This window comes from Arthrobacter sulfonylureivorans (genome assembly GCF_047607445.1).
GTDB classification, from domain to species: Bacteria; Actinomycetota; Actinomycetes; order Actinomycetales; family Micrococcaceae; genus Crystallibacter; species Crystallibacter sulfonylureivorans_A.
In genome coordinates this window covers 52,968-77,690 of sequence record NZ_JBLKRT010000020.1, presented here as the reverse complement: position 1 = coordinate 77,690, position 24,723 = coordinate 52,968, and the positions used below count along the sequence as shown (strand labels likewise).

Annotated in this window: 22 protein-coding genes; 10 read left to right on the top strand and 12 right to left on the bottom strand. The window is 66.7% G+C overall.

From position 1 onward, the window contains the following. Window positions 1-71: 71 nt before the first annotated feature. The 5 genes from ACMX2H_RS11235 to ACMX2H_RS11215 all read right to left on the bottom strand — a co-directional run bounded on the left by ACMX2H_RS11235 (window position 72) and on the right by ACMX2H_RS11215 (window position 6,200). Window positions 72-1,040, bottom strand: a complete 969-nt coding sequence (locus tag ACMX2H_RS11235) for an AEC family transporter (protein WP_414960577.1) — start codon at window positions 1,038-1,040, stop codon at window positions 72-74. A gap of 121 nt (window positions 1,041-1,161) precedes the next feature. Continuing rightward, window positions 1,162-2,490, bottom strand: a complete 1,329-nt coding sequence (locus ACMX2H_RS11230) for an enolase C-terminal domain-like protein (RefSeq protein ID WP_414960576.1) — start codon at window positions 2,488-2,490, stop codon at window positions 1,162-1,164. Window positions 2,491-2,493: 3 nt separating this feature from the next. Further along, window positions 2,494-4,095 (bottom strand): aldehyde dehydrogenase (NADP(+)), encoded by a 1,602-nt coding sequence (locus ACMX2H_RS11225; RefSeq protein WP_414960575.1) that lies wholly within the window; start codon window positions 4,093-4,095, stop codon window positions 2,494-2,496. A gap of 109 nt (window positions 4,096-4,204) precedes the next feature. Then, entirely contained in the window at window positions 4,205-5,152 is a 948-nt protein-coding gene (kdgD, locus tag ACMX2H_RS11220) for a 5-dehydro-4-deoxyglucarate dehydratase (protein ID WP_414960574.1), read from the bottom strand. A 163-nt stretch (window positions 5,153-5,315) separates the two neighbouring features. Beyond that, a complete protein-coding gene (locus ACMX2H_RS11215) occupies window positions 5,316-6,200 on the bottom strand; it encodes a LysR family transcriptional regulator (RefSeq protein ID WP_414960573.1) in 885 nt (294 codons plus the stop codon). Window positions 6,201-6,360: 160 nt separating this feature from the next. Here ACMX2H_RS11215 and ACMX2H_RS11210 point away from each other — a divergent pair, with 160 nt between their 5' ends. The 4 genes from ACMX2H_RS11210 to ACMX2H_RS11195 all read left to right on the top strand — a co-directional run bounded on the left by ACMX2H_RS11210 (window position 6,361) and on the right by ACMX2H_RS11195 (window position 9,968). Then, entirely contained in the window at window positions 6,361-7,362 is a 1,002-nt protein-coding gene (locus ACMX2H_RS11210; protein WP_414960572.1) for a tripartite tricarboxylate transporter substrate binding protein, read from the top strand. Window positions 7,363-7,410: 48 nt separating this feature from the next. After that, entirely contained in the window at window positions 7,411-7,962 is a 552-nt protein-coding gene (locus ACMX2H_RS11205; RefSeq protein ID WP_414960571.1) for a tripartite tricarboxylate transporter TctB family protein, read from the top strand. An 87-nt stretch (window positions 7,963-8,049) separates the two neighbouring features. Beyond that, entirely contained in the window at window positions 8,050-9,576 is a 1,527-nt protein-coding gene (locus ACMX2H_RS11200; RefSeq protein ID WP_414960570.1) for a tripartite tricarboxylate transporter permease, read from the top strand. Next, window positions 9,573-9,968: a universal stress protein gene (locus ACMX2H_RS11195; RefSeq protein WP_414960569.1), complete on the top strand. Its 396-nt coding sequence runs from the start codon at window positions 9,573-9,575 to the stop codon at window positions 9,966-9,968. The genes ACMX2H_RS11200 and ACMX2H_RS11195 overlap by 4 nt, the downstream gene beginning before the upstream one ends. A 114-nt stretch (window positions 9,969-10,082) precedes the next feature. Here the strand turns inward: ACMX2H_RS11195 and mqo are convergent, their stop codons facing one another. The 5 genes from mqo to ACMX2H_RS11170 all read right to left on the bottom strand — a co-directional run bounded on the left by mqo (window position 10,083) and on the right by ACMX2H_RS11170 (window position 15,529). Continuing rightward, window positions 10,083-11,576, bottom strand: coding sequence for a malate dehydrogenase (quinone) (gene mqo / locus ACMX2H_RS11190; RefSeq protein ID WP_414960568.1), 1,494 nt, complete (start codon window positions 11,574-11,576; stop codon window positions 10,083-10,085). A 66-nt stretch (window positions 11,577-11,642) separates the two neighbouring features. Continuing rightward, complete coding sequence (locus tag ACMX2H_RS11185; RefSeq protein ID WP_414960567.1) at window positions 11,643-12,338, bottom strand: FadR/GntR family transcriptional regulator; 696 nt, start codon at window positions 12,336-12,338, stop codon at window positions 11,643-11,645. Window positions 12,339-12,426: 88 nt separating this feature from the next. Then, window positions 12,427-13,560, bottom strand: a complete 1,134-nt coding sequence (locus tag ACMX2H_RS11180; protein WP_414960566.1) for an L-talarate/galactarate dehydratase — start codon at window positions 13,558-13,560, stop codon at window positions 12,427-12,429. An 86-nt stretch (window positions 13,561-13,646) separates the two neighbouring features. Beyond that, window positions 13,647-14,447, bottom strand: a complete 801-nt coding sequence (locus ACMX2H_RS11175; protein WP_414960565.1) for an IclR family transcriptional regulator — start codon at window positions 14,445-14,447, stop codon at window positions 13,647-13,649. A 95-nt stretch (window positions 14,448-14,542) separates the two neighbouring features. Next, window positions 14,543-15,529 (bottom strand): 2-hydroxyacid dehydrogenase, encoded by a 987-nt coding sequence (locus ACMX2H_RS11170; RefSeq protein WP_414960564.1) that lies wholly within the window; start codon window positions 15,527-15,529, stop codon window positions 14,543-14,545. A gap of 340 nt (window positions 15,530-15,869) precedes the next feature. Between ACMX2H_RS11170 and ACMX2H_RS11165 the strand changes: the two genes are divergently transcribed. From ACMX2H_RS11165 to ACMX2H_RS11140, 6 genes are read left to right on the top strand one after another with little or no spacing between them, the layout of a single operon-like run. Continuing rightward, the gene (locus tag ACMX2H_RS11165; protein WP_414960563.1) at window positions 15,870-17,399 is read left to right on the top strand and encodes an ABC transporter substrate-binding protein; all 1,530 of its coding nucleotides are present in this window, start codon (window positions 15,870-15,872) and stop codon (window positions 17,397-17,399) included. A gap of 39 nt (window positions 17,400-17,438) precedes the next feature. Further along, complete coding sequence (locus ACMX2H_RS11160; protein ID WP_414960562.1) at window positions 17,439-18,455, top strand: ABC transporter permease; 1,017 nt, start codon at window positions 17,439-17,441, stop codon at window positions 18,453-18,455. 9 nt (window positions 18,456-18,464) lie between these two features. Then, window positions 18,465-19,454: an ABC transporter permease gene (locus ACMX2H_RS11155; RefSeq protein ID WP_414960561.1), complete on the top strand. Its 990-nt coding sequence runs from the start codon at window positions 18,465-18,467 to the stop codon at window positions 19,452-19,454. Beyond that, window positions 19,451-20,497 (top strand): ABC transporter ATP-binding protein, encoded by a 1,047-nt coding sequence (locus ACMX2H_RS11150; protein WP_414960560.1) that lies wholly within the window; start codon window positions 19,451-19,453, stop codon window positions 20,495-20,497. Before ACMX2H_RS11155 ends, ACMX2H_RS11150 begins: the two co-directional genes overlap by 4 nt. Next, window positions 20,494-21,591 (top strand): ABC transporter ATP-binding protein, encoded by a 1,098-nt coding sequence (locus ACMX2H_RS11145; protein ID WP_414960559.1) that lies wholly within the window; start codon window positions 20,494-20,496, stop codon window positions 21,589-21,591. Before ACMX2H_RS11150 ends, ACMX2H_RS11145 begins: the two co-directional genes overlap by 4 nt. Then, entirely contained in the window at window positions 21,588-22,310 is a 723-nt protein-coding gene (locus ACMX2H_RS11140) for a sulfite exporter TauE/SafE family protein (protein ID WP_414960558.1), read from the top strand. The genes ACMX2H_RS11145 and ACMX2H_RS11140 overlap by 4 nt, the downstream gene beginning before the upstream one ends. A gap of 30 nt (window positions 22,311-22,340) precedes the next feature. On the opposite strand, the gene ACMX2H_RS11135 is transcribed toward ACMX2H_RS11140, so the two are convergent. After that, the gene (locus tag ACMX2H_RS11135; protein WP_414960557.1) at window positions 22,341-23,366 is read right to left on the bottom strand and encodes a 2-hydroxyacid dehydrogenase; all 1,026 of its coding nucleotides are present in this window, start codon (window positions 23,364-23,366) and stop codon (window positions 22,341-22,343) included. Then, window positions 23,360-24,682 carry a glucarate dehydratase family protein gene (locus tag ACMX2H_RS11130; protein WP_414960556.1) on the bottom strand — a complete coding sequence of 441 codons (1,323 nt, stop codon included), beginning with the start codon at window positions 24,680-24,682 and terminating at the stop codon, window positions 23,360-23,362. Before ACMX2H_RS11130 ends, ACMX2H_RS11135 begins: the two co-directional genes overlap by 7 nt. Window positions 24,683-24,723: the final 41 nt, after the last annotated feature.

The following is a 24,723-nucleotide window of genomic DNA, read 5'->3' as shown; positions in this document are numbered from 1 at the left end:
AAGAGGGGGAAACCCAAAACACCCAAAAAACCCCCCAACCCCCCCGGGCCGTTGCTCTTGGGCCGCACCGGCTAGCCCAGCAGCAGGGCCACGAGCAGGACCGCCGGGAGCGAGAGCAGCGAGCTGACGAAGATGATGTCGCGCACCAGCGTTGACTGCATCCTGAACTGGCTGGCGAACAGGAACACGTTCTGCGCCGTGGGCAAAGCGGCCATGACCACCACGCCCAGCAGCGGGACGCCGTCCAGTTGGAAGAGGAAATGCCCAACCACCCAGGCGAGAACCGGCATCAGGATCAGCTTCACCGAGATGCCCAGCGCCACGTCGGCGCGCAGGCTCCGCTGGGTCAGGGGCTTCTGTCCGTACAGGCTCATGCCGAACAGCATCAGCAGCAGGGGGATGGAAGCGTTACCCACCATTTCAATCGGCGTCCAGAGCACCTCCGGAAGGTGAAGCCCGGTCAACGACATCAGTGCCCCGACGGCGGTGGCAACCGTAACGGGGTTGAGGACGGACCTCACCACGGTGCGCCACAGCGGGACAGTGGCGGGAGCACCGCCGTCGGAAGACAGGGGCTGGACGGCCGCGGCCTTCCGTTGGCACCAGGCGAAAATGGACAAGTAGATCGGCGCGATGACCAGCAGTTGGGCCAGCAGCACCGAGACCACCGGGTCTGCGCTGCCCACCGCGTAGAGGGCGATGGGCACGCCGATGTTCCCGGCGTTCACGTAGGTGGAGGCCATGGCCCCGCCGGCCGTTTGGGCGGCTGAGCGCCGCAGCGCGAAGCGGCTGAACAGTGCATAGACTGTGCCGGCAACAGCCGCCGTGATCAAGGCAATCGGGGTGTAGACGCCGATCACCGACGCGAGGTCCGTGTCCGCGAGCAACACCAGCATCAGCGCCGGATTCGTGATGTAGAAAATAACCGGCGTGAGCCCGCGCTGCATCTCCGGCGCCTTTTGCGGCAAGATGGCGGCGGCCGCGAAGCCCACCGCCACGATGACCAGCACTACGCCGAAGCCGAGCAGCACTCCTTCCACGGAACCTCCTTCACATCACGGCAATGTCCGGCCGGCCCAGGAGTGGCCGACCGGACAGAGCCTTGCACGGTAGAACGGAAAAATCCGCCCGCCCCGCGGTGTGCGGAGCGGGCGGAAGGTCCTAGCGGACCAAGCAGGGGCGTTTGGGATCGAATTCCCAGCCCTGCACCAGGTACTGCATGGAGACGGCGTCGTCGCGCGCGCCGAGGCCGTGCTCCAGGTAAAGCGCGTTCGCTTCGGCCAGCCGGTCGCGGTCGAGTTCGACGCCCAGGCCCGGGGCCTGCGGGACCTTGATCTCCCCGTCGCGGATCTGCAGCGGCTGCTTGGTCAGGCCTTGGCCGTCTTGCCAGATCCAGTGCGTGTCCAGCGCGGTGATCTCACCGGGGGCAGCCGCGCCAACCTGGGTGAACATGGCCAGCGAGATGTCGAAGTGGTTGTTCGAATGCGAGCCCCAGGTCAGGCCGAATTCGTTGCACAACTGTGCCACCCGGACGGAGCCGGCCATGGTCCAGAAGTGCGGGTCGGCCAGCGGGATGTCGACGGCGTTGGTGCGCACCGCGTGGGCCATTTCGCGCCAGTCGGTGGCGATCATGTTCGTGGCTGTCTGCAGGCCGGTGGCCCGGCGGAACTCCGCCATCACCTCGCGGCCGGAGAACTTGCCTTCGGCGCCGCACGGGTCTTCGGCGTACGCCACCACACCCTGCATGCGCTTGCCCAGTCGGATGGCGTCCTGCAGCAGCCAGCCGCCGTTCGGATCCAGCGTGATGCGGGCGTCCGGAAAGCGCTGCTTGAGCGCGGTCACCGCGTCGACTTCCAGGTCGCCGGCCTGGACGCCGCCCTTGAGCTTGAAGTCCTGGAAGCCGTAGCGGGCCTGCGCGGCCTCAGCCAGGCGGACCACCGCCTCCGGCGTCATCGCCTCTTCCCGGCGGACGCGTTCCCAGTCGTCCGCACCGTCCGGTTCGCGCAGGTACGGCAGGTCGGTGGCGTCGGGGTTGCCCACGTAGAACAGGTAGCCGAGCATCGGCACCGCGTCGCGCTGCTGTCCGTCGCCGAGCAGTTCGGCCACGGGCACGCCCAGGAACTGGCCGTGCAGGTCCAGCAGCGCCGATTCGATGGCGGTCACGGCGTGCACTGTGGTGCGCAGGTCGAAGGTCTGCAGGCCGCGGCCGCCGGAGTCGCGGTCGGCGAAGGCGGCGGCGATTTCACGCAGCAGGCTGCGGAAACGGGCCACCGGGCGGCCGGTGATCATGGCGCCGGCGTCCTCGACGGTGGCGCGGATCTTCTCGCCGCCGGGGACTTCGCCCAGGCCGGTGCGGCCATCGGAATCGGTCACGATGACCACGTTCCGGGTGAAGAACGGACCGTGTGCGCCGGAGAGGTTCAGCAGCATCGAGTCGTGCCCGGCGACCGGGACGACCTCGACGGCGGCAATCGTGGGTTGGTTGCTCATGCTTTACTCTCCTGCGCGTTCGATGGTGCCGTCGATGCGCCGGTTCAGCTGCCACGGGTTGGACTGCTGCAGCGGGGCCGGCAGCAGGGCGTCCGGGATGTTCTGGTAGGCCACCGGGCGGAGGAACCGTTCGATCGCCAAGGTGCCCACCGACGTCGTGCGGGTGTCCGAGGTTGCCGGGAACGGGCCCCCGTGGACCATGGCGTGTCCCACTTCGACGCCGGTCGGCCAGCCGTTGGCCAGGATGCGGCCTGCCTTGCGCTCCAAGACCGGCAGCAGCGGGGCGACCGTGGCCTGGTCCTCATCGGTCATGTGCAGAGTGGCGGTCAGCTGGCCTTCCAGCCGCTTGGCGGCCGCGAGCAGATCGTCCGTGGAGGTGTAGCGGACCATCAGCGACGCCGCGCCGAAGATTTCCTCGTGCAGCACGTTGTTGGAGAGGAACGTGGGGACGTCGGTGCCGAACACGGCCGGGGCCGGGGCGTTCTGCGTGGCTCCGGCCTGGCCGCGGGCCACCAACTCCACACCATCCTGCTTGCCTAGCGAATCGACGCCGGCGGTCCAGGACTCAGCGATGCCGCGGGTCAGCATGGTTTGTCCGGCGGACGGGGCCATGGCGCGGTTCACGGCAGCGGCGAAGGCATCGCCCGTTTCGCCGGCGGGGACGAAGACCAGGCCCGGCGCGGTGCAGAGCTGGCCGCTGGAGCCGGTGACCGAGCCGACGTAGGCTGCGGCCAGCGCGTCCAGATCGCCCTTGAGCGCGCCGTCGAAGAAGAACACCGGATTGATCGAGCTCATCTCGGCGTAGACCGGGATCGGTTCCGGCCGGGCGGCGGCGGTGGCCACCAGAGCGGTGCCGCCGGAGCGGGAGCCGGTGAAGCCGACGGCCTTGATCGCCGGGTCGGAGACCAGCGCCTGGCCGATGCTGGCGCCGGGTCCGTAGATCAGCGAGAACACACCCGGGTGCAGACCGGAGTCGCGGACCGCGTCGGCAATGGCATGGCCGACGATTTCGCTGGTGCCCGGGTGGGCATTGTGGGCCTTGAAGACCACCGGGCAGCCGGCCGCCAAAGCCGAGGCGGTGTCGCCGCCGGCGGTGGAGAAGGCCAGCGGGAAGTTGCTGGCGCCGAACACGGCGACCGGGCCCAGCGGAACCTTGCGCTGACGGATGTCGGCTCGCGGCATCGGCTGGCGGTCCGGCTGGGCCGGATCGATGCGGACGCCGCGGTGGTCGCCCTGGCGGACCACGGCGGCAAAGAGGCGCAGCTGGCCGGTGGTGCGGCCGCGTTCACCATTCAGCCGGGCAGCGGGGAGCCCGGTTTCGGCCATTGCACGCTCAACCAGCTCTTCACCTACGGCCTCGATGTTGTCGGCGATCTTCTCGAGAAAAGCGGCGTGTGTTTCCGGATCCAGCGAGCTGAAGGAATCGAAGGCTTCCTCGGCGGCGGCCGTGGCGGTGGCGAGCTGGGCAGCGTCAATCAGGCTGTAGGCCGGTTCGAGGGTTTCGTTGGTGGCAGGGTCGAAGCCGTTGACGGTACCGCCGGTGCCGGTGACGGATTCGCCGGCGATGATCGAATGGCCTGTCAGTGTTGTCTGCGTGGTGGGCATCGGGTGCTCCTTCTTTACTGCTTCTCTACTGCGGATGGTCGACGGTGGCTGAGGGCCGGAAAGCGGCCGCCCGTCCCGGGGCAGCCGCTTCGGGCCAAGGCGGCGAACGCTAGGCGTTCTGCAGGGCAGCGTCCGCCGGGCGGATGCCGGCTGCATCGATCAGGGACGACAGGTCGGCGATGTCCTGCTCGGTCAAGTCCTGCAGCGGCGGACGGACCAGGCCACCGTCGCGGCCGACGGCCTTCAGGCCGCCCTTGACGATGGAGACGCCATAGCCCTTGACCCGGTCACGGATCTCCAGGTACGGAAGCACGAAGCGGTTGAGCTTCTCGGTCACGGCATCGCGGTCCTGGTTGCGGACGTCGCGGTAGAAGTCCAGTGCGAACTCCGGCACGAAGTTGTACATGGCGGAGGAGTAGGTGCTCATGCCCAGCTGCAGCAAAGGCAGAGCGAAGGTCTCCGCGGTCGGCAGGCCGCCCAGGTAGAACAGTCGGTCGCCGTTTTTGGCGTACACCTTGGTGAGGTGCTCAATGTCGCCCAGGGCGTCCTTGAACCCGATGAAGTTCTTGTGCCGGTCGGCCAGCGCAGCCACGGTGTCCGCGGAGTAGATGGCGTTGGCGCGGTTGTAAACGATGACGCCAACGTTGGTGGCGGCGCAGACGGCGGACACGTGGGCCAGCAGGCCCGCCTGGTCGCATTCGGTCAGGTACGGAGGCAGCAGCAGCAGCCCTTCGGCGCCAGCAGCCTCGGCGTCCTTGGCGTTCTGGATCGCCTGGGCGGTGGAGCCGCCGGCGGAGGCAAGCACGGGAACCCGGCTGCCGGCTTCCTCTACGGCCATGCGCACCACCCGGGCGGCCTCGGCCGGGGTCAGGCTGAAGCCCTCGCCAGTGCCGCCGGCGGCAAACAGCCCGGCAACATCGAAGCTGGACTGCCACTCCAAGTGCTTACGGTAGGCAGCTTCGTCAATGTTCAGTTCCGCGTCAAAGGCAGTGACCGGGAAGGACAGCAACCCGTCCTTGAGCTTGTCCGCGAGTTCTTGGGGCGTGTACTGAGCCACGTGCATCTTCCTTTGCGATGGTGCCGGTAGCGGCGGGGTTGACTGCGTTGGTTCCACCCTAGGAATCCCAGACGATGCCTGTCCAAGCCCACTTTTGTATGGATTGATGCACGAAGAGTATTACCCAGTGGGGCCTCTACCGCGGTCTCGGATCCCGGCGCAGCTATGCGGCTTTGGTCCAGACGGTGTCCAGCATCCTGCGTAGCGCAGGGTTGTGCGAGTTACGGCCCCAGATGGCGTGCAGTTCCACCGAGTCTGGGGCCAGCCCGGGCAGATGCAAGTAGCTGACGCCGTCGACGCCCAACAGCTGGGCCGACTCGGGCACGAAGGCGACCCCGCGGCCGGCCGCGACCAGCGCCACCATGGTGAGGATCTGGCTGACGGTGTGAACCACGTTGCCGTGCTCGATCGGTAGCTGGCGCACCACCAGATCGTAGAAATAGCGCGCCTTGATCGGTGAATGCATGATCAGCGGCACGTCCTTCAGGTCTGCCATGGCAAGCGGTCGGGCGAGCCGGTCCAGAGGATGTCCGCTGGGAACAGCCAGCATGAGGTTCTCCGAGAGCAGGAGATGCGATTCGAATAAGTCCGTATCAAAGGGCGGACGGGCCAGGCCCAAATCGAGGTCGCCGTCCATGATGGCCCGGATTTGTTCTCCAGTCACCAGTTCTTCGAGCACGACGTCGACATCGGGCAGCTCTTGCGTAATTTCGTCGAGCAAAGAGCCCAGCAGGCTGAAAGCGGTGGCGGCCGTGAAGCCAATGCGTATTTCACCTGCCCGGCCGGCAGCAATGCGGCGCGCCGTTCGGGGCGCCCGGTCGGCCGACACTACTAGCTTCCGTGCCTCCGCGAGAAAGGCGTGCCCGGCTGCGGTCAGCGCTACCTTGCGGTTGTCCCGCTCCAGAAGTTCCACGCCAATACTGCGCTCCAGTTTCTGGATCTGCCGGCTGAGCGGCGGCTGAGTCATGCTCAGCCGCTCAGCGGCTCTTCCGAAATGCAGTTCTTCGGCGACCGCGATGAAACTGCGCGCCTGGTCCAGAGTGAACATGATGCCTTTCCAGTATCATTCAATGCACGAATGGGCTTGGACATGCATCATAGTCTTTTTCTAAGCTCGATGACCGAGCCACGAGTGACCTGCTTCATATGAGCCGTGTCACGGCTGAGAACCGTTCGAACATCGCTGTTCATCGAGCAAGGAGCCCGAAGTGAAAGCACTCTCCATCCGCCGGACCGTCCTCGGTCTGACCGCTGCCTCTGCTGCGCTTGCGTTGACCGCTTGCGGCGGCAACGTGGGCGGCGCAGCCTCCGAAGGCGGAGAATTCCCCGCCGGTCCGATCACCCTGACCGTCGGCCAGGCTCCGGGCGGGTCGACTGACCTGATCGCGCGCACCGCGGCCGAAGGTATGGCGGACGAGCTCGGCGTCGCTGTTCCGGTGGTGAACAAGCCCGGTGCCAACGGCGCCCTCGCAACCCAGGAAGTCGCGGCCATGGAGCCTGACGGACAGAATCTCGTCCTGCTGAATGCCTCGCTGATCACTATCACTCCGCTGGCAGTGTCTGAAGAAGAAGCCGTCACGCTGGACGATCTGGAGGTCATCAAGGGTCTGTCCCAGGACGACTACGTGTTGGTGGCCAGCGCCGACTCCGGCTTCGAGAGCCTGGACGACATCAAGAACAGTTCCAAGAAGCTGACCTTCGGCACCACCGGCGTGGGCACCGGCTCGCAGCTGTCACAGGCCATTCTGTTTGCCCAGGCGGAGATCGAGGGCACTGCGGTTCCGTTCGATTCGGGTTCGCCTGCACTGACCGCGGTCATGGGCAACCAGGTCCAGCTGGCCACCATCCAGCTCGGCGAAGCCAAGCCGCAGATCGATGCCGGCACCGTCAAGCCGATCGTCGTCTTCTCCGACGAGCGCAACACCTTCCTGCCCGACGTCCCCACCGCCATCGAAGAAGGCTACGAGGTCCCGGTGTCCCAGTACCGCGCCCTGGCTGCGCCGAAGGGGCTGCCGGAGGACGTGAAGGAGAAGCTGGTTGCGTCCGTCGAGGCCGCCCAGGCAACAGACAGCTACAAGGCCTTCAACGAGAAGAACATGCTGACCCCCAAGGAGATCTCCGGCGAGGAAGTCGTCCAGCAGTGGAACGACTTGGCTGCCAAGTACAAGGAGCTCACCGAGAAGTACGACATCTCGCTGGCCGGCGAGTAGCAATACCCACGTAAGGCCGACCCGCCTTCACAGCGAATCGAGTTAACCATGACGCCCCACCGCGAGACGCCAGCAGAAGGCAGTGAGTCAGTCGACGTCTTCGACGACGACCTGACGCCGGAGCAACTGGCCGCCCAATGGCAGGCCGAGGCCCCGCCGCCGGCAGGACCTATTGCCAACCTCGCATCATCACTCGTGGTGCTCGCGCTGGGCGTGGCGGGGCTCGTCATGTCGATCGGGCTGGGGCTGGGAACTCCCTCCCAGCCCCGGCCTGGAATGTGGCCGTTCGTGGTCAGCCTGATCATCGCCGTCCTCGCGCTCGCCCAACTGATAGTTGGGCGGCGCGGGGGCCACGACGGCGAGAAATTCTCCAAACTGTCCTGGCTGGCGGCCATCGGTTTCGCGACCCTTTTGGCGATGGTCTGGCTGATGCCGGTCATCGGCTTCGAGATCCCCGCCTTGCTCCTCTGCTTGATCTGGATGAAGTTCCTCGGCGGGGAAACCTGGCGCGGAGCCATCCTGTACTCCTTGCTGGTTGTCGCAGCCTTCTACGGCATCTTCATCCTGGCCTTGGGAACCTCCATTCCCCACCTGTTCTAGCGGGCTGTGCGTTCCCACGGTGTCGGCGCTGCCGGCCACCGGCGGGCCCTCGACCCACCCTTGCACCACTGATCCAAAGGTCTTCGCATGGATTTCCTGCAACCGGTCATCGACGGCTTCGGCGTCGTCCTGATGCCCTCCAACCTGCTGTACTGCCTGCTGGGCGTTGTCATCGGCATGCTCATCGGCGTCCTGCCGGGCCTCGGCCCCGCGGCGACCATCGCCATCCTGCTGCCGCTGACGTACGGAATCGAGCCCGTCACGGCCATCATCATGCTGGCCGGCATTTTCTATGGTGCGCAATATGGCGGCACCATCACCTCGGTGCTGCTCCGGCTGCCGGGCGAGGCCAGTTCCGTGGTCACCGTCTTCGACGGCTACCAGCTTGCCCGCAAGGGCAAAGCCGGAACAGCTCTGGGCATTGCAGCCATCGGCTCGTTCATCGGTGGCACCGTGGCCATCATCGGACTTACCTTCCTGGCCCCACTGGTGGCCAGCTTTGCCCTCGACTTCGGGCCTCCGGAGTACGCAGCGCTGGCGCTGGTCGGCATTCTGCTGGTGGCCACCATCAGCAACGGCGCAAAGATCAAGGCCCTGATTGCGGCCGCATTCGGCCTGCTGCTGGCCACCGTGGGACGCGACGTCTTCACGGGCGCCGAACGCTTCACCTTCGGCAACCTGAGCCTGGCCGACGGCATCGACTTCGTCCCGGTGGCCATGGGCCTGTTCGGCGTCGGGGAGATTCTCTATAACCTGGAAGAACGCCACCGCGCGGCCCAGGCACCGGCAACCGTGGCCAACGTGTGGCCGTCCAAGAAGGACCTGAAGCAGTCCTCCGGTGCCATTGGGCGCGGCTCGGTGCTGGGCTTCTTCCTGGGCATCCTGCCTGGCGGCGGTGCCACTATCTCCTCGCTCGCTGCCTACGCGGTGGAGAAGAAGCGCGCCAAGAACCCGGAGCGTTTCGGCAAGGGAGCCGTCGAAGGCGTTGCCGGCCCGGAGACCGCCAACAACGCCGCGGCCACCAGCTCCTTCATTCCGCTGCTGACCTTGGGCATCCCCGCCAACGCCACCATGGCCATCATCTTCGGCGCATTGCTCATCCAGGGCGTGACCCCGGGACCGCAGCTGATGGTCGACAACCCGGACCTGTTCTGGGGCGTGGTGAACTCCATGTACATCGGCAACATCCTGCTGCTGATCATGTCCATTCCGCTGGTCGGTCTGTTCGTCCGCATCCTGCGGGTGCGTGCCGCCATCCTGGCGCCGATTACCGCCCTGATCACCCTGCTGGGCGCCTACACCATCCGCAACTCGATGTTCGACGTGCTGCTGGTGGTCCTCTTTGGCGCCGTCGGCTACCTGATGAAGAAGTTCGGCTTCGAGCCGGGGCCGCTGGTACTGGCCTTCGTGTTGGGTGCCCTGCTGGAGTCGAGCCTGCGGCGTTCGCTGCTGGTGCTCGAAGGCGACGTCGCCGGATTCATGGGGCGGCCGATCTCCGCCACGTTGCTGGTGGTCTTCGTGCTGGTCGCCGTCTGGCCAATGGTCAAGTCAGCCATGGATCGCCGGAAAAACTCCCTGACCTCTTCCCCCACCACATCTAAGGAGAACGTATGAGCATCCTGGTCGGTTATGTACCCACCCCGGTCGGCGAGGCGGCCGTGTCCGCCGGGATCGCGGAAGCCAAGCTCCGCGGCGAAGAGTTGCTGATCGTCAACTCCACCCGGGAAGGGGCCTTGGTCGACAAGACCGTCGCCTCCGAGAACGACATCCTGCGGCTGAAGTCGGCGGCCGAAGCCGCCGGTGTGACTGCCGAAGTGTTGCGCCCGACGCACCGCGACGACTTGGCCGAGGAGATCCTTGAGCTGGCCCGCGAACGCGAGGTCTCCCTGATCGTCATCGGCCTGCGCCAGCGCAGCCAGGTAGGCAAGTTCATCATGGGGTCGCACGCCCAGCGCATCCTGCTGCAGGCCGACCGGCCGGTGCTGGCAGTGAAGGCCGCTGACTAGCCCATCGGGCTGACATTCCAACACGAAAATACGCGAAGCGGCAGCAGGCACCAGCCAGCTGCCGCTTCGGCGTTCACCGCGGTGCGCCCGTCCGGATTCAGCTCCCCGCCGGGCTCAGCGTCCAGCGGTGACGTCCAACCCCAAAATGCGGCGCGCCCGTTCGCTGTCGCTGGATCGGAAGCCCGAGGGTGCTCGTTGCCCGTCCAGTGCGGGCATCAAGCCGCGCAATGTCCGCTGCCAGCCCTCGAAACGCGTCGGGAAGCAGGCGCGGAGGACTTCCAGCAGGATCGAAACCGAGGCCGAGGCGCCGGGCGAGGCGCCCAGCAGGCCGGCCAGTGTGCCGCCCGCGCTGACAACAACTTCCGTGCCAAAGCCTGTGATCGACCCGTGGCCGCCCACCCGCTTGACTGTCTGCACGCGTTGGCCCGCAGTCAACAACTCCCAATCGGCCCCGTCGGCTTGCGGAACAAACTCCCGCAATGCCGCCAGTCGCCCGTCGACGGACTGCAGGATCTGCCGGACCAAGTAGCTGACCAGGGACGCATTGGTCCCGGCTGCCGATAGCAACGTACCCAGGTTCCCCGGCGTGACAGAACGCGGCAGGTCGCTCACAGCGCCAGTCTTGAGGAAGCGTGGCGAAAAAGCCGCGAACGGGCCGAACAGCAGATACTCCCGGCCGCCGACGATCCGCAGATCCAGGTGCGGCACGGACACCGGCGGTGTCCCGGGCGCCGCGTGCCCGTAGACCTTGGCACGATGCCGGGCCACCAGCGCCGGATTGTCGGTGCGCAGGAACCGGCCGCTGATGGGGAAGCCGGCGTAGCCCCGGATCTCCGGGATTCCGGCCCTCTGGAGCAGCGGCAGCGTCCCGCCGCCGGCACCGACGAACACGTGCTTGGCCCGCAGGCGCCGGCGTCCGGAGGGGGTCTCGACGTCGAGCATCCAGTGCTGACCCGCCTGCCAAAGGTTGGCCACCCGGTGGCGGAACCCCACCATGCACCCGCTCTCGGAGAGCGCAGTGGCCAGCCGGGCGGCGATGGCCCCGTAGTTCACGTCCGTTCCGCCGGCATTTCGGGTGACCGCAACAGCTGGTCCGGCCTGGCGGTCGGCGAACATCAGCGGAAGCCACTGGGCCAGCTGCTCTGGGACGTCGCTGTAAACGGTGCCGTCAAACAGCGGGTGGCCGGACAACGCGCGGTGCCGCGCGCGGAGATAGTCCACGCCGTCAGCGCCGCGCGCGAAGCCGAAGTGTGGCACTGTGCGGATGAAGCTCGCAGGTTCCGTGAGGTGCCCGGTTTCCACTAGATGGGCCCAGTACTGCAGCGAGGCCTGGAACTGTTCATTGATGCTGATGGCGCTGCCAGGATCCACGCTGCCATCCGGACGGCGCGGCGTGTAGTTGAACTCGCACAGGCCGGCGTGGCCGGTGCCGGCGTTGTTCCATGCATTGGAACTTTCCCGCCCGGCTTCATCCAGTCCTTCGAGCAGGGCGATGCTCCACGTCGGTTCCAGTTCGCTGAGCAGGGCGCCGAACGTGGTGCTCATGATGCCCGCCCCAATCAGGACGACGTCGAACTCTTCGGCCGGGGAACCGGCGGATCCTGTCATGGCTGCCTTTCTAGGTGCGGAGGACGGGGCCAGCCCAGCAGATGGGCACGTGGATTTCGGGCCGCGTCAGTGTCCCGATTCGCGCTCCAGCCGGTGCCGAGAGTTGACCAGGTGGGCGCGCATTGCGGCCGCGGCTGCCATCGCATCGCCGGACTCGACGGCGGACAGCACCGCTGCATGCTCGGCGGCTACCTCGGCAAGGCGAGTGGTCTCGCCTTCGTCCGCGCTGGTCTCCAGCCGGTAGCGGGGCATGGCAATCATGGCCGGACCGAGCGCCGCAATCGCGTCCTGCAGGTAGGGATTGCCGCTGGCCTCGGCGACGGTCCGGTGGAACTCGAAGTCGTGGGCCAGTGCCGCGGCCGGGTTGGAGCCGGAACGGGAGAAATCGGCGTTTGCGGAGCGCAGGGCTGCCACCTGATGATTGGTCCGCCGGACGGCGGCCAAGGCTGCGGCTTCGCTCTCCACACCGGTGCGGAATTCCACCAGTGCGCGCCGATCCTGCAGGGTCCGCACCGGACGGGTGGTCCGCGATGCGTCCGGCTCCACCGGCGGGGTCAGCGCAAAGCTGCCGCTGCCGCGCCGGGTGTGCACCAGCCCCTCGGCCTGCAGCCGCGTGATGGCCTCGCGCACCACCGTACGGCTCACCCCGTGCTCGGCGATCAGCGTGCTCTCACTGGGCAGCTTGTCGCCCGGGGCGATCTCGCCGTCGACAATCCGCCGGCGCAACTCGTCGACCAGGGCTGTCGTCAGATTCGGTTTCATCGCTCCCGTACCCTTCGTTCTGAGAAATGGGGGAACGACGGCGGTGCGGGGCACCGCCGTCGTTACGTGGACCATGCGCGGGGCCGGGTTAGGCGCGGCCAAACTCCACGCTGTCCGTGGTCCAGGCGCGGGCCTGGTCGCTGAAGGTGAAGCCGAGGCCGGGGCGGTCCGGAACGATCATCCGGCCGTCGCGGGTCTCAAGGCGCTCGTTGAAGAGCGGGTCGAGCCAGTCGAAATGCTCCACCCACGGCTCACGCGGGTAGGTGGCGGCCAGGTGCAGGTGGATCTCCATCGCGAAGTGCGGGGCCAGGTCCAGTCCGGCCTGGTCCGCCAGTGTGGCCAGCCGGAGGAACTGGGTGATGCCGCCGACGCGCGGCGCATCGGGCTGGATGATGTCGCAGGCCCGGGCGGCGATCAGCCGTTCGTGCTCGGCGACCGAGGCCAGCATTTCGCCGGTCGCAATCGGCGTGTCCAAAGCGGCTGCAAGGGCGGCGTGGCCCTCGGCGTCATAGGCGTCCAGCGGCTCTTCGATCCAGACCAGGTCGAACTGCTCCAGGCGGCGTCCCATGCGCAGGGCGGTGGCGCGGTCCCACTGCTGGTTGGCATCCACCATCAGCGGCACGTCGTCGCCAATGTGCTCTCGAACAGCTGCAACACGGCGCAGGTCCTCCGCAGTGTCGGGCAGGCCGACCTTGATCTTGATGCCGCCGATGCCTTCCTCGATCGAGCGGCTGGCGCGCTCCTTGACCTCCTCGATGGAGGCGTTCAAGAAGCCGCCGGAGGTGTTGTAGGTCCGGACCGAATCCCGGTGCGCGCCCAGGAACTTGGCCAGCGGCAGGTCGGCCCGCTTGGCCTTGAGGTCGTACAGCGCAATGTCCAGGGCTGCCAGGGCCTGGGTGGCGACGCCGGAGCGGCCCACCGAGGCGCCGGCCCAGAGCAGCTTGTTGTAGAGCTTGGCGATGTCGTTGGGGTCCTCGCCGATCATCGTCTCGGCGACTTCCTTGGCGTGAGCGTACTGGGCGGGTCCGCCGGCGCGCTTGGAGTAGCTGAAGCCCAAGCCCTGATGGCCCTGTTCGGTGGTGATCTCGGCAAACAGGAAGACCACCTCGGTCATCGGCTTCTGGCGCCCGGTGAAGACCTTGGCGTCGGAAATCGGGGTGGCCAGCGGCAGCGTGGCGGTAGAGAGCTTGACGTGCCGGATGGCATCGGGTGTGTAGGGCATGGCGATCCTTACGCGGGATGTGCAGATGAACTCATCCTACAAGTAAGTAACTTGCCCTACAAGTAGCAGGAGGTTGAGGAGCCGCTTCAGCCCAACAGGCCGGCCAGCCCCCCGACGATCTCCTCGGTGGTGGCCGCGGCTTCCCTCAGTGCCGAGGCCACCAGCCGCTCTTGGCCGGACGTGAGTTTCGCGAGCGGCAATGAAACCGAGAGTGCGTCGACGCCGCCTGTGCCGCAATCCACGGCAACCGCCACGCAGGCAATTCCCAAGGTGTTCTGTTCGCGTTCTACTGCGTAGCCCCTGCGCCGCACTGCAGCCAGCTCCCGGGAGAGGAGCGCGTGCGAGATGATCGTCCTGCCGGTCAGGGCGGCCAGGTCGGCTGGCAGCTGGGCGCGTAAGGCGGCAGGGTCCAGTGTGGCCAGTGCAGCCTGCCCAAGGGCGGTTGCGTGAGCCGGCAATCTGCGGCCCACCCTTGTGACTGTCCGCTCCCGGCCAGGCGCCTCCCACGTGGCCAAGTAGACAATGTGGCCGCCGTCGAGCCGGCCGAAGTTGACGGTGCCGCCCACCTGTTTACCGAGCAGGCCGAGTTGGGGCCGGATGACCTTCAGCAGCGGATCCGCATCCAGGTAGGTGGTCCCGGCCAGCAGGGCGCGAATGCCAATGCTGTAGGTGGTCCGGGACGGATCAGTTCGCACCCAACCGGCCTCGACCAGGGTCCGGAGCAGCGCGTAGATGCTGCTCCGCGGGGCGTTCAGGACAGAGCACAGCTCCCGGATGGTGACGGGTGCATTGCCGCGGGCCGCGAGAACTTCGAGGATGTCGATGGTGCGGGCGGCGGATTTCACTTCCCGTACTCCGGTGAGCGGTTGCCCGGAGGGCTCGGTCATAACACCCCTTTCATGCTGGCATGAATCATCCTAGGGGCGGCATGACGTCGGCGGCAGCGCCCAGAGCTTGAACGGCAGTCCGGGCGCCGCCGGGATCAACTCACCGGGGTGACCAGCGAAGCATCCCGTAGGTAGCTGCGCAGGTTCTCCAGCGTCAGGGCCGCCATGTCGGCGCGGGTCTCCCGGGTTCCGCTGCCGAGGTGCGGGAGCAGGACAACGTTCTCCAGGTTCATGAGCTCCGCCGGGACATGGGGCTCAGACGCGAAGACATCCAGTCCGGCACCGGCCAAGCGGCCCTCCTGCAACGCTGAGACCAAGGCTTCTTCGTCCACCACGGTGCCGCGGGCAATATTGACCAAGTAACCCTCCGGGCCAAGCTTGGCCATCACATCGGCGTCCACCAGCTTGGCGGTCTCGGGGCCTCCGGCCGCGGCAATGATCAAGACGTCCACGGCTTCGGCCAGTTCGGCCGGTGAGGCTTGGTATCTGTAGCCGGAACCTTCGACGGTGCGGCGGTTGTGGTAGTGGATTTCGCAGCCGAAGGCTTCCAGCCGTGTGGCGATGGCCCTGCCGATCCGGCCGAGGCCGAGGATGCCGACCTTTTTGCCGGAGGCACGCGTGGTCAGCGGAAAGGACGGGCTTGATTCCCACTCGCCGCGACGGACAAACCTGTCGGCTGCGGTGGTCTTGCGCAGTACATCCAGGTAGAGGGCCAGAGCAGTGTCTGCCACGCAGTCGGTGAGTACGTCGGGGGTGTTGCTGATCGGGATGTTGCGGTCGTTGGCCTGCGCGACGTCGGTCGCATCGTAGCCCACGCCAAAGTTCACGATCGCCTCCAGGTTTGGCAGCTGGCGCATCAGGTCGGTGTCCACACCGAACCTGCCGGAGCAGACCGCTACCCGGATGCCGGCGGCGTGCCGCTCCAGGAAATCCGGGCGTTCGGGGCCATCCGGGAGCCGCACGGCTCCGAACTCGTCGGCCAGCGCAGCCGCCACGGTGGGATTCACCGGTCCGACCTGCAGGATCTGCTCGCCGCGGATGGCGGTGTGGTTCTCGGCCTGCGCCGAAGTGTGGGTACTCATGCCAAGAACAGTAAGAAACCCGGCGATTCACGTCCAACACACAGATTGCATTGATCAATACCCCTGGGGCATGGATTCAATTCCGCCGCGGAACGCCGCGGAATACGGCGCTTCCGGAAGGCGTTCCGCGGCAGTTTCGGACGCGAGGCGAAAATCCCACTCTTGACGTGTGGTGATCGCGCTCACAAAGCTAGTGCTTGCACATCCAACCGCCGGCTTCATATGTAGACAAGTCCGGCTCCTATCATTCGCTCCTTCGGAGGAAACAATGACGTTTGAATCCATTACCAGGTCGTCTGGAACGACTGGTACGACCAAGCGCCGCCGCCTGAGTCTGGCCGTGGCAACTGCAGCGGTCGGCGGCACCATGGTGCTCAGCGGCTGCTCGGTGGCCAACTCGGAGAACGCAGCCGGTGGTGCCACCGGTGCTGCTTCGGAAACCCTCCGCGTGGTGCTCCAGCAGGAACCGCCTACGCTGGAGCCCTGCGAATCAAATCTGACGAGCACCGGCGTGGTCGACCGGTCCACCATCACCGAACCACTTGTTGAGCGCAACCCGACCACCGGTGAACTGGAGCCCAAGCTCGCCACCGAGTGGAGCTCGGAAGACGACACCGTTTGGACGTTCAAGCTCCGCGAGGGCGTGACCTTCCACGACGGCAGCGACTTCACCGCAGAGGACGCCGCCCATACCATCGAGCGCGCGGTCAACTCCAAGCTGGGCTGCAACGTGGAGGGCTACGTCTTCGGCGACGACGACCTCGGCGTCGAGGTGGTTGATGACACCACACTGAAGGTGACTGCCGCCGCCGCGGACCCGATCCTCCCGCTGCGCCTGTCCTTCCTGGAAGTAGTCCCGAGCGAGACCTCGGACACTGAGAAGGTCCGCGAACCGATCGGCACCGGCCCCTACCAGTTGGACGAGTGGCAGGCCGGCCAGAAAATCACCGTCTCCGCGTATGACGGTTACTGGGGCGAGAAGCCGGCCTACGCGACCGCCGAGTACCAGTGGCGATCCGAAGGCAGTGTTCGCGCCGCCATGGTCACCTCCGGCGAGGCCGACATCGCGATGGGCTTGAGCCCCGAGGACAACATCGGCGATCTGGGCGTGCCGTACCCGAACAACGAGACCGTCGCGCTGCGCATGCACAACGACAAGGCTCCGTTCACCGACATCCGCGTCCGCGAGGCCGTCAACTACGCCATCGACAAGGAAGGCATCGTGTCCAGCCTGTACGGCGGACGCGACGTGGTGGCCGCACAGTTGGTGCCGGAAGGAGTTGTTGGCCACAACGCGGCCCTCGAGGGCTGGCCTTACGATCCGGAGAAGGCCAAGTCCCTGGTTGCCGAGGCCAAGGCCGACGGAGTCGATACCAGTGCCCAGATCAGCCTGATTGTCCGTTCCGCCCAGTTCCCCAAGATCGAGGAACTCGGCCAGGTCATCCAGGAACAGCTCACCCAGGCCGGCCTGAACGTCAAGCTGAAGATGATGGAAACCAGCCAGCACCTGCAGTACCAGGTGCGACCCTTCGTCGAGGACGAAGGCGCGATCCTGCACATGACCCAGCACGGCAACCAGGCCGGCGATGCCGCCTTCACGGTGGACCAGTACATGTTGACCAACGGTGCGCAGAGCGCATTTGGCACCCCCGAGCTGGACAAGCTGATCAAGGAGGCAGATGCGGCAACAGGCCCTGACCGGCAGGCCGCGTTTGAAAAGGTCTTCACGGCCCAGAACGAGGACGTTGTGCAGTTCGCCCACATCGCGCACCAGACCGGCATGATCGGGAAGGCCGCCGGCGTGAACTACGAGCCGAACTCGTCCAGCGGCGACGAGCTGCGCCTGGCCGAGATCACCCCCGCCCAGTAGTCCTCGCGGCTACCGCAGTTTGAGAAGGAGAGGGAAGCCGTGCTGACCTATCTACGGAAACGGATCATTTCCAGTGCCTTGCCGCTGGTGGTCGTGGTCATCGGAGTCTTCGCCTTGGCGAGGCTGACCGGCAATCCGGCCAGCCTGTACCTGCCGCTGAATGCCACCGAGCAGATGCGCACGGATTTTGCCAGCCGGAACGGTCTGGACCAGCCGTTGCTGGTGCAGATGGCGGACTACTTCGGCGGAGTCCTGCAGTTGGACTTCGGCACTTCCCTCAGGACGGGAGAATCCGCGGCAGCCATGGCGCTGCGGGCTTTCCCGGCCACCCTTCAGCTGGCGGCCACCACCATGGTGATCGCCATCATCCTGGCGGTGCTGGTGGGCAGCTGGGCTGCGCTCAAGCCCAACGGCATCGCCGACCGGATTGCCAGCTTCGTCTCCATGGCGGCCGCTTCCATCCCCGACTTCTGGCTCGCCATTGTGGGCATTTGGATCTTCGCCATCACGCTGGGCTGGGTCCCGACCTCCGGCGTCGCCGGTGCGGAGGCTTGGGTGCTGCCGATCGCGACGCTGGTGATGCGGCCGTTCGGTGCGCTGGTCCAAGTGGTGCGCGGCGCGATGGTTTCGGCCTTGTCTGAGCCGTATATCAAGCTGGCCCGCAGCAAAGGCGCCTCGCAGACACGCGTGGTGACCCGGCATGCGCTCCGCAACGCGGCCGCACCGGCCCTCACCGTGGCCGGTGACCTGACGGTCGGCCTCATCAATGGTGCCGTAGTGGTGGAGACGATCTTCGGCTGGCCCGGCATCGGCAAGCTGATGATTGATTCGATCTTGCAGCGGGACTTCGCCGTCCTGCAGGCTGCCGTCCTGCTGACCGCCATCGCAATCTTCGTACTGAACATCCTGATTGATCTGGCATATGCCCTGCTGGATCCGCGGGTCCGCCCGGCCAGCGCAGCCTCGCGGCGGCGGAAGAAGGCCCCGGCCCGGCCGGCTGCCCCTGTGGAAGCCGAACCTGCTGATACCAAACCTGCCGCTCCGGTCCAGGTCTAGGAGGACACCTTGAGCGAAACTACGCGCACAGAAGCCGTGCCCGGCGCCGAAGACCGGCGGCTGGCCAACGGCAAGGCAGCCGGCAAGTCCAACAACCCCAGCATGCTGCGCATGCTCCTCCGCGACAAGTTCGCCACCACCGGAGCTGCCATCCTGCTGATCGTGCTCGCGACGGCGGTGTTCGGCCCCCTGCTGATGGGCGAACTGGCCACGAAACAGAACCTGATGTTCGCCAACAAGCCCCCGTTCGACCCGGCCAACGGCTGGGAGTATTTCCTGGGCTCCGATTCACTGGGCCGCTCCGTCTTGGCCCGTCTGGTGGTGGCAACGAGGACCACCATGCTGGTCGCCATACCGGCGGTGGCGGCGGCCCTGCTGATCGGTTCACTCTGGGGTGTGTGGGCCGGTTATCATCGCGGCTGGCGGGAGAACGTTTCCATGCGGGTGGCCGATGTGATCATGAGCTTCCCGTCGCTGCTGCTGGCCGTCGTCGTGCTGTATGTTTTCAGCCCCTCGATCGCCAACATTGTGCTGATCCTGGCCCTGACCCGCATCCCGATCTACCTCAGAACCGCGCGGGCCGAGTCGGCCGAACTGCAGAGCCGCACGTTCGTGGATGCCGCCCGCACCTTCGGTTCCACGCCGAACGCCATCATCCGGCGGCATGTGATTCCGGTGGTCGCGCCCACCCTGCTGACCCTGGCCACGCTGGAGTTCTGCTACGTCATGCTGGCCGAGTCCTCGCTGTCCTTCCTGGGCATCGGCATCCAGCCGCCGGACATCAGCTGGGGCCTGCTGGTGGCCCAGGGGCGGCAGTACTTGCAGACCGCCTGGTGGCTCTCCATTTTTCCCGGCGTTGCCATCGTGATTACCGCAATCGCAGCGAACATGCTGGCCGCCTGGCTGCGCATCGCCACCGATCCGAGCCAGCGGTGGCGCCTGACGCTGCCGGGCCGGAAAAAGTTCATTACCCGCATTTCTGCCAAGGAGTCCAAGTGACCGTGACGGCAACCAATGACACCACACGCTCCGGCGGCACCCATCCCGTGGTCCTGCGGGTCAACGGGCTGAACGTCGACATCCGTACTCCGCTGGGGACGGTGCGGGCCGTCAGTCAGGCGGGATTCGAGGCACGGGCGGGGCAAACCCTGGCCCTGTTGGGCGAATCCGGCTGTGGCAAGTCGATGACGGCCAAGGCCATTGCCGGGCTGCTGGACCCGGTGGCCCACGTGGCCGGCGGTTCGATGGAGCTTGAAGGCAAGGAGCTGGCCGGCATGGGCGCCAAGCAGCGTCGCAAGATTGCCGGTGCCGAGCTGGGCATAGTCTTCCAAGACGCCCTGACCGCGCTGAACCCGGTCTACCCGGTGGGTGTGCAGATCGGCGAGGCGTTCCGGATCCACCGGGGGCTCTCCGCAGCGGATGCCCGCAAGGAAGCCATCGCGCTGATGGACCGGGTGGGCATTCCGCATCCGGAGTCCCGGGTGGATGCTTTCCCGCACCAGTTCTCCGGCGGCATGCGGCAGCGCATTCTGATCGCGATGGCCGTGGCCCTGGGCCCACGCCTGCTGATCGCTGACGAACCGACCACTGCTCTGGACGTGACCGTGCAGGCCCAGATCATGGACCTGCTGCGCCGGCTGCGCGAAGAGGAAGACATGGCCGTGGTGCTGATCACGCACGACCTCGCCGTTGTCGCGGAAGAAGCCGACACGGTCTGCGTGATGTATGCCGGCACGGTGGCTGAATCCGGACCTGTGGCCGACGTGTTCGCTGACCCCCGCCACCCCTACACCAAGGGTCTGCTGGAGTCCGTCCCGGCCCAAGCCGAACGCGGGGCGACGTTGGCCTCGATTCCGGGCAGCCCGCCCGAACTGAAAAACATCCCCTCCGGCTGCGTTTACCAAGACCGCTGTCCGCTGGTGCAGGATCTCTGCCGCGCTGAGCGGCCGGCCCTGCGCGAAACGGCCCCCGGTCGCTTCGCAGCCTGCCACTTTTCCAACCTTCTCGATTCCGAGACATCCCTCCAGGAGACCCAGCCATGACCGCACAGCTCGACCTTGTGCAGGAGGCCGGGACCGCCGCCCTCGAGGTCCGCGACGTCACCAAGACCTTTCAGGTGGCCCGGAGCGGCTCCGGCAGCAACCAGCTACGCGCCCTTGACGGCATCAACCTCACGGTCGGCCGCGGGGAAACCCTGGGCCTGGTGGGCGAGTCTGGGTGCGGAAAATCCACTTTGGCTCGCACCCTGATGTTGCTGGAAAAGCCGGACTCCGGCACCGTGACCTTCGAAGGCAAGGACCCCTTCAGCCTGCGCGGGAAAGAACTGCTGGCCTGGCGCCGCCGCGTGCAAATGGTTTTCCAGGATCCGTTCGCTTCGCTGAACGCAAGGATGTCCGCTGGCGAAATCATCGCCGAGCCCTGGGCCACGCACCGAGGACTTTTCCGCACCGGGCGCGAACGGGAAGCCCGGCTGCACGAACTGCTGGAACTCGTGGGCCTGCGTGCCTCGGACGCCAAGAAGTCGCCGCAGGAATTCTCCGGCGGGCAGCGCCAGCGAATTGGCATCGCCCGGGCACTGGCGCTGAACCCGGAACTGATCATCTTGGACGAGCCGGTCTCCGCCCTGGACCTCTCGGTGCAGGCCCAGGTGCTCAACCTGCTCAACGAACTGCAGGAGAAACTGGGCGTCAGCTACATCTTTATCTCACACGATCTCTCAGTGGTCCGGCACGTCACAGACCGCGTGGCCGTGATGTACTTGGGCCGGATCATTGAGACCGGCGCCACCGAGGACGTCTTCGAACGCCCGCTGCACCCCTACACTGCAGCGTTGATGTCGGCTTCGCCGAAGCTGGACCCGGCTGAGCGCCCCGCCGAACGGATCGTGCTGCGCGGCGAACTGCCCTCGCCGCTGGACCCGCCGTCGGGCTGCCGCTTCCGGACCCGCTGCTGGAAGGCACAGGACATCTGTGCCCGGCAGGCACCGCCCGCGCAGAGAGCAGAACAAACCCATTTGGTGCAGCTTGGCGTTCCGCAACTGCGCGGTGCAGCCGCGGAGGCCCACGCCGCCGAATGCCACTTCCCGCTGGCCATAGCCGCGGACGCCGGCCTCAAGTCGCCTACGGTTGGGGAGTGAACCCCGCCGACTATCTGATTCTGGCGGTGGCGGTCTGTGCCGCCACCGCCCTGCAAGGGTCCATCGGATTCGGTGCCGGGCTGGTGGCCGCCCCGGTGATCGCCTTGGTGGCGCCGGAACTGCTCCCGGCACTGGTGGTGATGCTGGCTTGCCTGGTCACCTTGCTGGTGACCGTCCGCGAACGCGCGCATCTGGACCTCAAGGGTGCCGGTTGGGCGCTGGCAGGCCGGATCCCGGGCAGTGTCCTGGGCGCGTGGCTGGCCGTGGCGATGTCGACGGCGGCGCTTTCCTGGCTAGTGGCCGGCTGTGTCCTTGTCGGGGTCGGCTCGGCGTTCCTGGGGTGGCGTCCGGCACCGAATCGGACCAACCTGATGGCTGCCGGCGGCCTCTCCGGGGTGATGGGGACCGCGACGGCGATCGGGGGCGCTCCGATGGCCATCGTATGGCAAGGTCAGCCGCCCGCGCGGTTGCGCGGCACCATGAGCGCGTTTTTCCTGATCGGTTCGGTGGTTTCGGTCAGCCTGCTGGCGGTAGCCGGAGCCGTCACCAGCGGAACGGTGTCGGCATTCTTCTGGCTGGCCCCGGTGGTGCTGGTTGGCTTTGTGCTGTCGCGCTGGCTGAACCGTTTCCTGGATGCGCGGCGGCTGCGCTTAGTCGCGCTGATCGCCTCGGCTGGCGGGGCCGTTCTGCTGATCATCCGACTGGTCTCCGCCGGCTAGGCAGCGGCCGGAGACCAGTCGGCATCCGGGTCAGCGCACTTGGTTCCGGGGCGGCTGTCCCGCGGCAACCCGGTTAACGTTTCCCGCGATGTCGTCGGCCCGCAGCTCGAACGTGGAGCGTGCATGGCCGGAGTAATGCGGCGTCAGCACCACATTCGGCAGCTCGCTGAAGGGAAAATCGGCTGGCGGCGTTCGTCCGGCTTCCGGCGCACCCCACCAGACGTCGATTGCTGCGCCGCCGATCTGCTTGTCCAGCAACGCCCGATAGAGGGCTGCCTGATCCACCACCGGCCCGCGCGCCACATTAACCAGCACGGCATCCTGCTTCATTGCGGCGAGCTCAGCGGGGCCGATCAGCCCAGCGGTGGCGTCGTTGAGCGGGACGGTGACCACCACGGCGTCGGACTCTGCGAGCAATCGGGGAAGGTCGCCGACGCCACCGACCCAACGCGCCTGAGCCCCCTCCGGCAGGGGGATGCCGGGCCGGTTCCGCACAGCCACTACGTCCATACCGAGTGCAGCTGCCAGCCGGGCAGTTTCGCGGCCAATGCCGCCAAAGCCCACTACCCCCAGGGTCATGCTGTCCAGCGTCCGGTGCAGCGGGACCGAGTCGTCGGTGGCTATGGTCCGCCACACCCCGGCACGCAGTTCGCCGCTGACGGCGGGAAGCCGGCGGGTCAGGGCCAGGATCGACATCAACACATGTTCTGCGATGGGCCGCTCATGATGAAAGGTGTTGGCAACCGCCACGGCGGGCCGCAGCGCGGCCACCGCTACCCGGTCCAGCCCCGCGCCGGTTACCTGCACCATACGCGCGTTGCAGCTGGCAGCCTCCTTCGCGTCCATCCGCGCGCACACTACGACGTCGGCGCTTGCCACGGCACGTGACCTCACCTCAGGCGGTGCGTCGGCGAGGAAGCGCCATCGGTGCCGGGGCGCGCCGGCCAGCAGGCGTTCGGCGAAGCGGGAAATGATCGGATCGGTGACCGCCACCTCCAGCACGGCCGGTTCCGCGGACGCCGGGGCACTTGGTGTGGGGGCTTGGTGGGTTACCACCGGGGACTCTTGAGTTCGTAGCCGGGCTGGATGCGGCGCATGTAGCCCGTGTCGTCGCGTTCGGTGATGCCCACGGCGAGGTACTGCCGGTGCAGGCGTTCCAAGGCCTCCGGATCCAGCTCCACACCCAGGCCGGGCGCGGTCGGAACGTCAACGGCCCCGTCGCGGAAGGCCAGTGCGCCCGGGAGCACGATGTCTTCATCCTGACGCTTCCAGGGCCAATGGGTGTCGCAGGCGTAGTCGAGGTTAGGCGTGGCCGAGGCCAAGTGGACCATGGCGGCCAGGCTGATGCCCAGATGTGAATTTGAGTGCATGGACAGGCCAAGGCCGAACGTCTCGGCGATGCCGGCCAGGGTCTGCGACCTGCGCAACCCGCCCCAGAAATGGTGATCGGAGAGCACCACGTCCACTGCTCCAGCCGCCATGGCCGGAGGGAGGTCGTTGAAGCTGACCACGCACATGTTGGTGGCCAGTGGCAGCCTCACGTTGCGGCGTACTTCGGCCATTCCCGCGATCCCGGGCGTGGGGTCCTCCAGATACTCGAGAATTCCCTCCAGTCGGCGGCCGATCCGAATTGAGGTTTCCACCGTCCACGCGCCATTGGGGTCGATCCGCAGCGGCAGATCGGGGAATTCTGCGCGCAGGGCTTCGACCGCGGCAGCCTCGGCGTCGGGCTCAAAGACGCCGCCCTTGAGTTTGAGTGCGGTGAAGCCGTAGGCGTCGACCATGCGCCGTGCCTGCGCCACAATGCCGTCGGGATCCAGCGCCGGGCCCCAGTCGTCATTGTCCAGTCCCGGGTGGCCGGCCCACTTGTAGAAAAGGTAGCCGCTGAACGGGACAGCGTCGCGGACCGCACCGCCCAGCAGCGCACTGACCGGCAGCCCGAGCAACTTGCCCTGGATGTCCAGCGCCGCCACATCGAACGGCGAGAGTACCCGGTCCGCCGTGGAAGAGCCGGTGACCATGCCGCTCATGCCGTGGCCGCCCTCGATGCTGTCAGCGGCCAGGGCTCGGGTAACACGGGCCCGCAGGTCGTTGATGTTGAACGGGTCTGCGCCGGTGATCGCTTCGGCAGCCAGCTGCAGGCGCGCCAGGTGGCCGGCGTCCCCGTAGGTCTCGCCCAGGCCCGTGACGCCAGCATCGGTGTGAAGCTGGATGATTGCCCTTAGCGCATACGGTTCGTGGACACCCACGGTGTTCAACAGCGGAGGATCGGCAAAAGCAACGGGTGTGATGGTGACGCCGGTGACCGAGGCTTGGCCGGACGCTGAGGGGCTGTTGGTTCCGCTGGCCCGAGTTTCGAAAGCGGTGGACATCGCAGTCCTTTCTGGCGGGGACGAGAGTGTGACTCCCTTCA

Bases quoted from the DNA above. Each gene is read 5' to 3' on its own strand.
- ACMX2H_RS11200 (WP_414960570.1), top strand. From the start codon at position 8,050: ATGGATTTCCTGCAACCGGTCATCGACGGCTTCGGCGTCGTCCTGATG.
- ACMX2H_RS11195 (WP_414960569.1), top strand. From the start codon at position 9,573: ATGAGCATCCTGGTCGGTTATGTACCCACCCCGGTCGGCGAGGCGGCC.
- ACMX2H_RS11180 (WP_414960566.1), bottom strand. From the start codon at position 13,560: ATGCCCTACACACCCGATGCCATCCGGCACGTCAAGCTCTCTACCGCC.
- ACMX2H_RS11225 (WP_414960575.1), bottom strand. From the start codon at position 4,095: ATGCCCACCACGCAGACAACACTGACAGGCCATTCGATCATCGCCGGC.
- ACMX2H_RS11145 (WP_414960559.1), top strand. From the start codon at position 20,494: ATGACCGCACAGCTCGACCTTGTGCAGGAGGCCGGGACCGCCGCCCTC.
- ACMX2H_RS11175 (WP_414960565.1), bottom strand. From the start codon at position 14,447: ATGACCGAGCCCTCCGGGCAACCGCTCACCGGAGTACGGGAAGTGAAA.
- ACMX2H_RS11215 (WP_414960573.1), bottom strand. From the start codon at position 6,200: ATGTTCACTCTGGACCAGGCGCGCAGTTTCATCGCGGTCGCCGAAGAA.
- mqo (WP_414960568.1), bottom strand. From the start codon at position 11,576: ATGACAGGATCCGCCGGTTCCCCGGCCGAAGAGTTCGACGTCGTCCTG.
- ACMX2H_RS11170 (WP_414960564.1), bottom strand. From the start codon at position 15,529: ATGAGTACCCACACTTCGGCGCAGGCCGAGAACCACACCGCCATCCGC.
- ACMX2H_RS11130 (WP_414960556.1), bottom strand. From the start codon at position 24,682: ATGTCCACCGCTTTCGAAACTCGGGCCAGCGGAACCAACAGCCCCTCA.
- ACMX2H_RS11230 (WP_414960576.1), bottom strand. From the start codon at position 2,490: ATGAGCAACCAACCCACGATTGCCGCCGTCGAGGTCGTCCCGGTCGCC.
- ACMX2H_RS11205 (WP_414960571.1), top strand. From the start codon at position 7,411: ATGACGCCCCACCGCGAGACGCCAGCAGAAGGCAGTGAGTCAGTCGAC.
- ACMX2H_RS11185 (WP_414960567.1), bottom strand. From the start codon at position 12,338: ATGAAACCGAATCTGACGACAGCCCTGGTCGACGAGTTGCGCCGGCGG.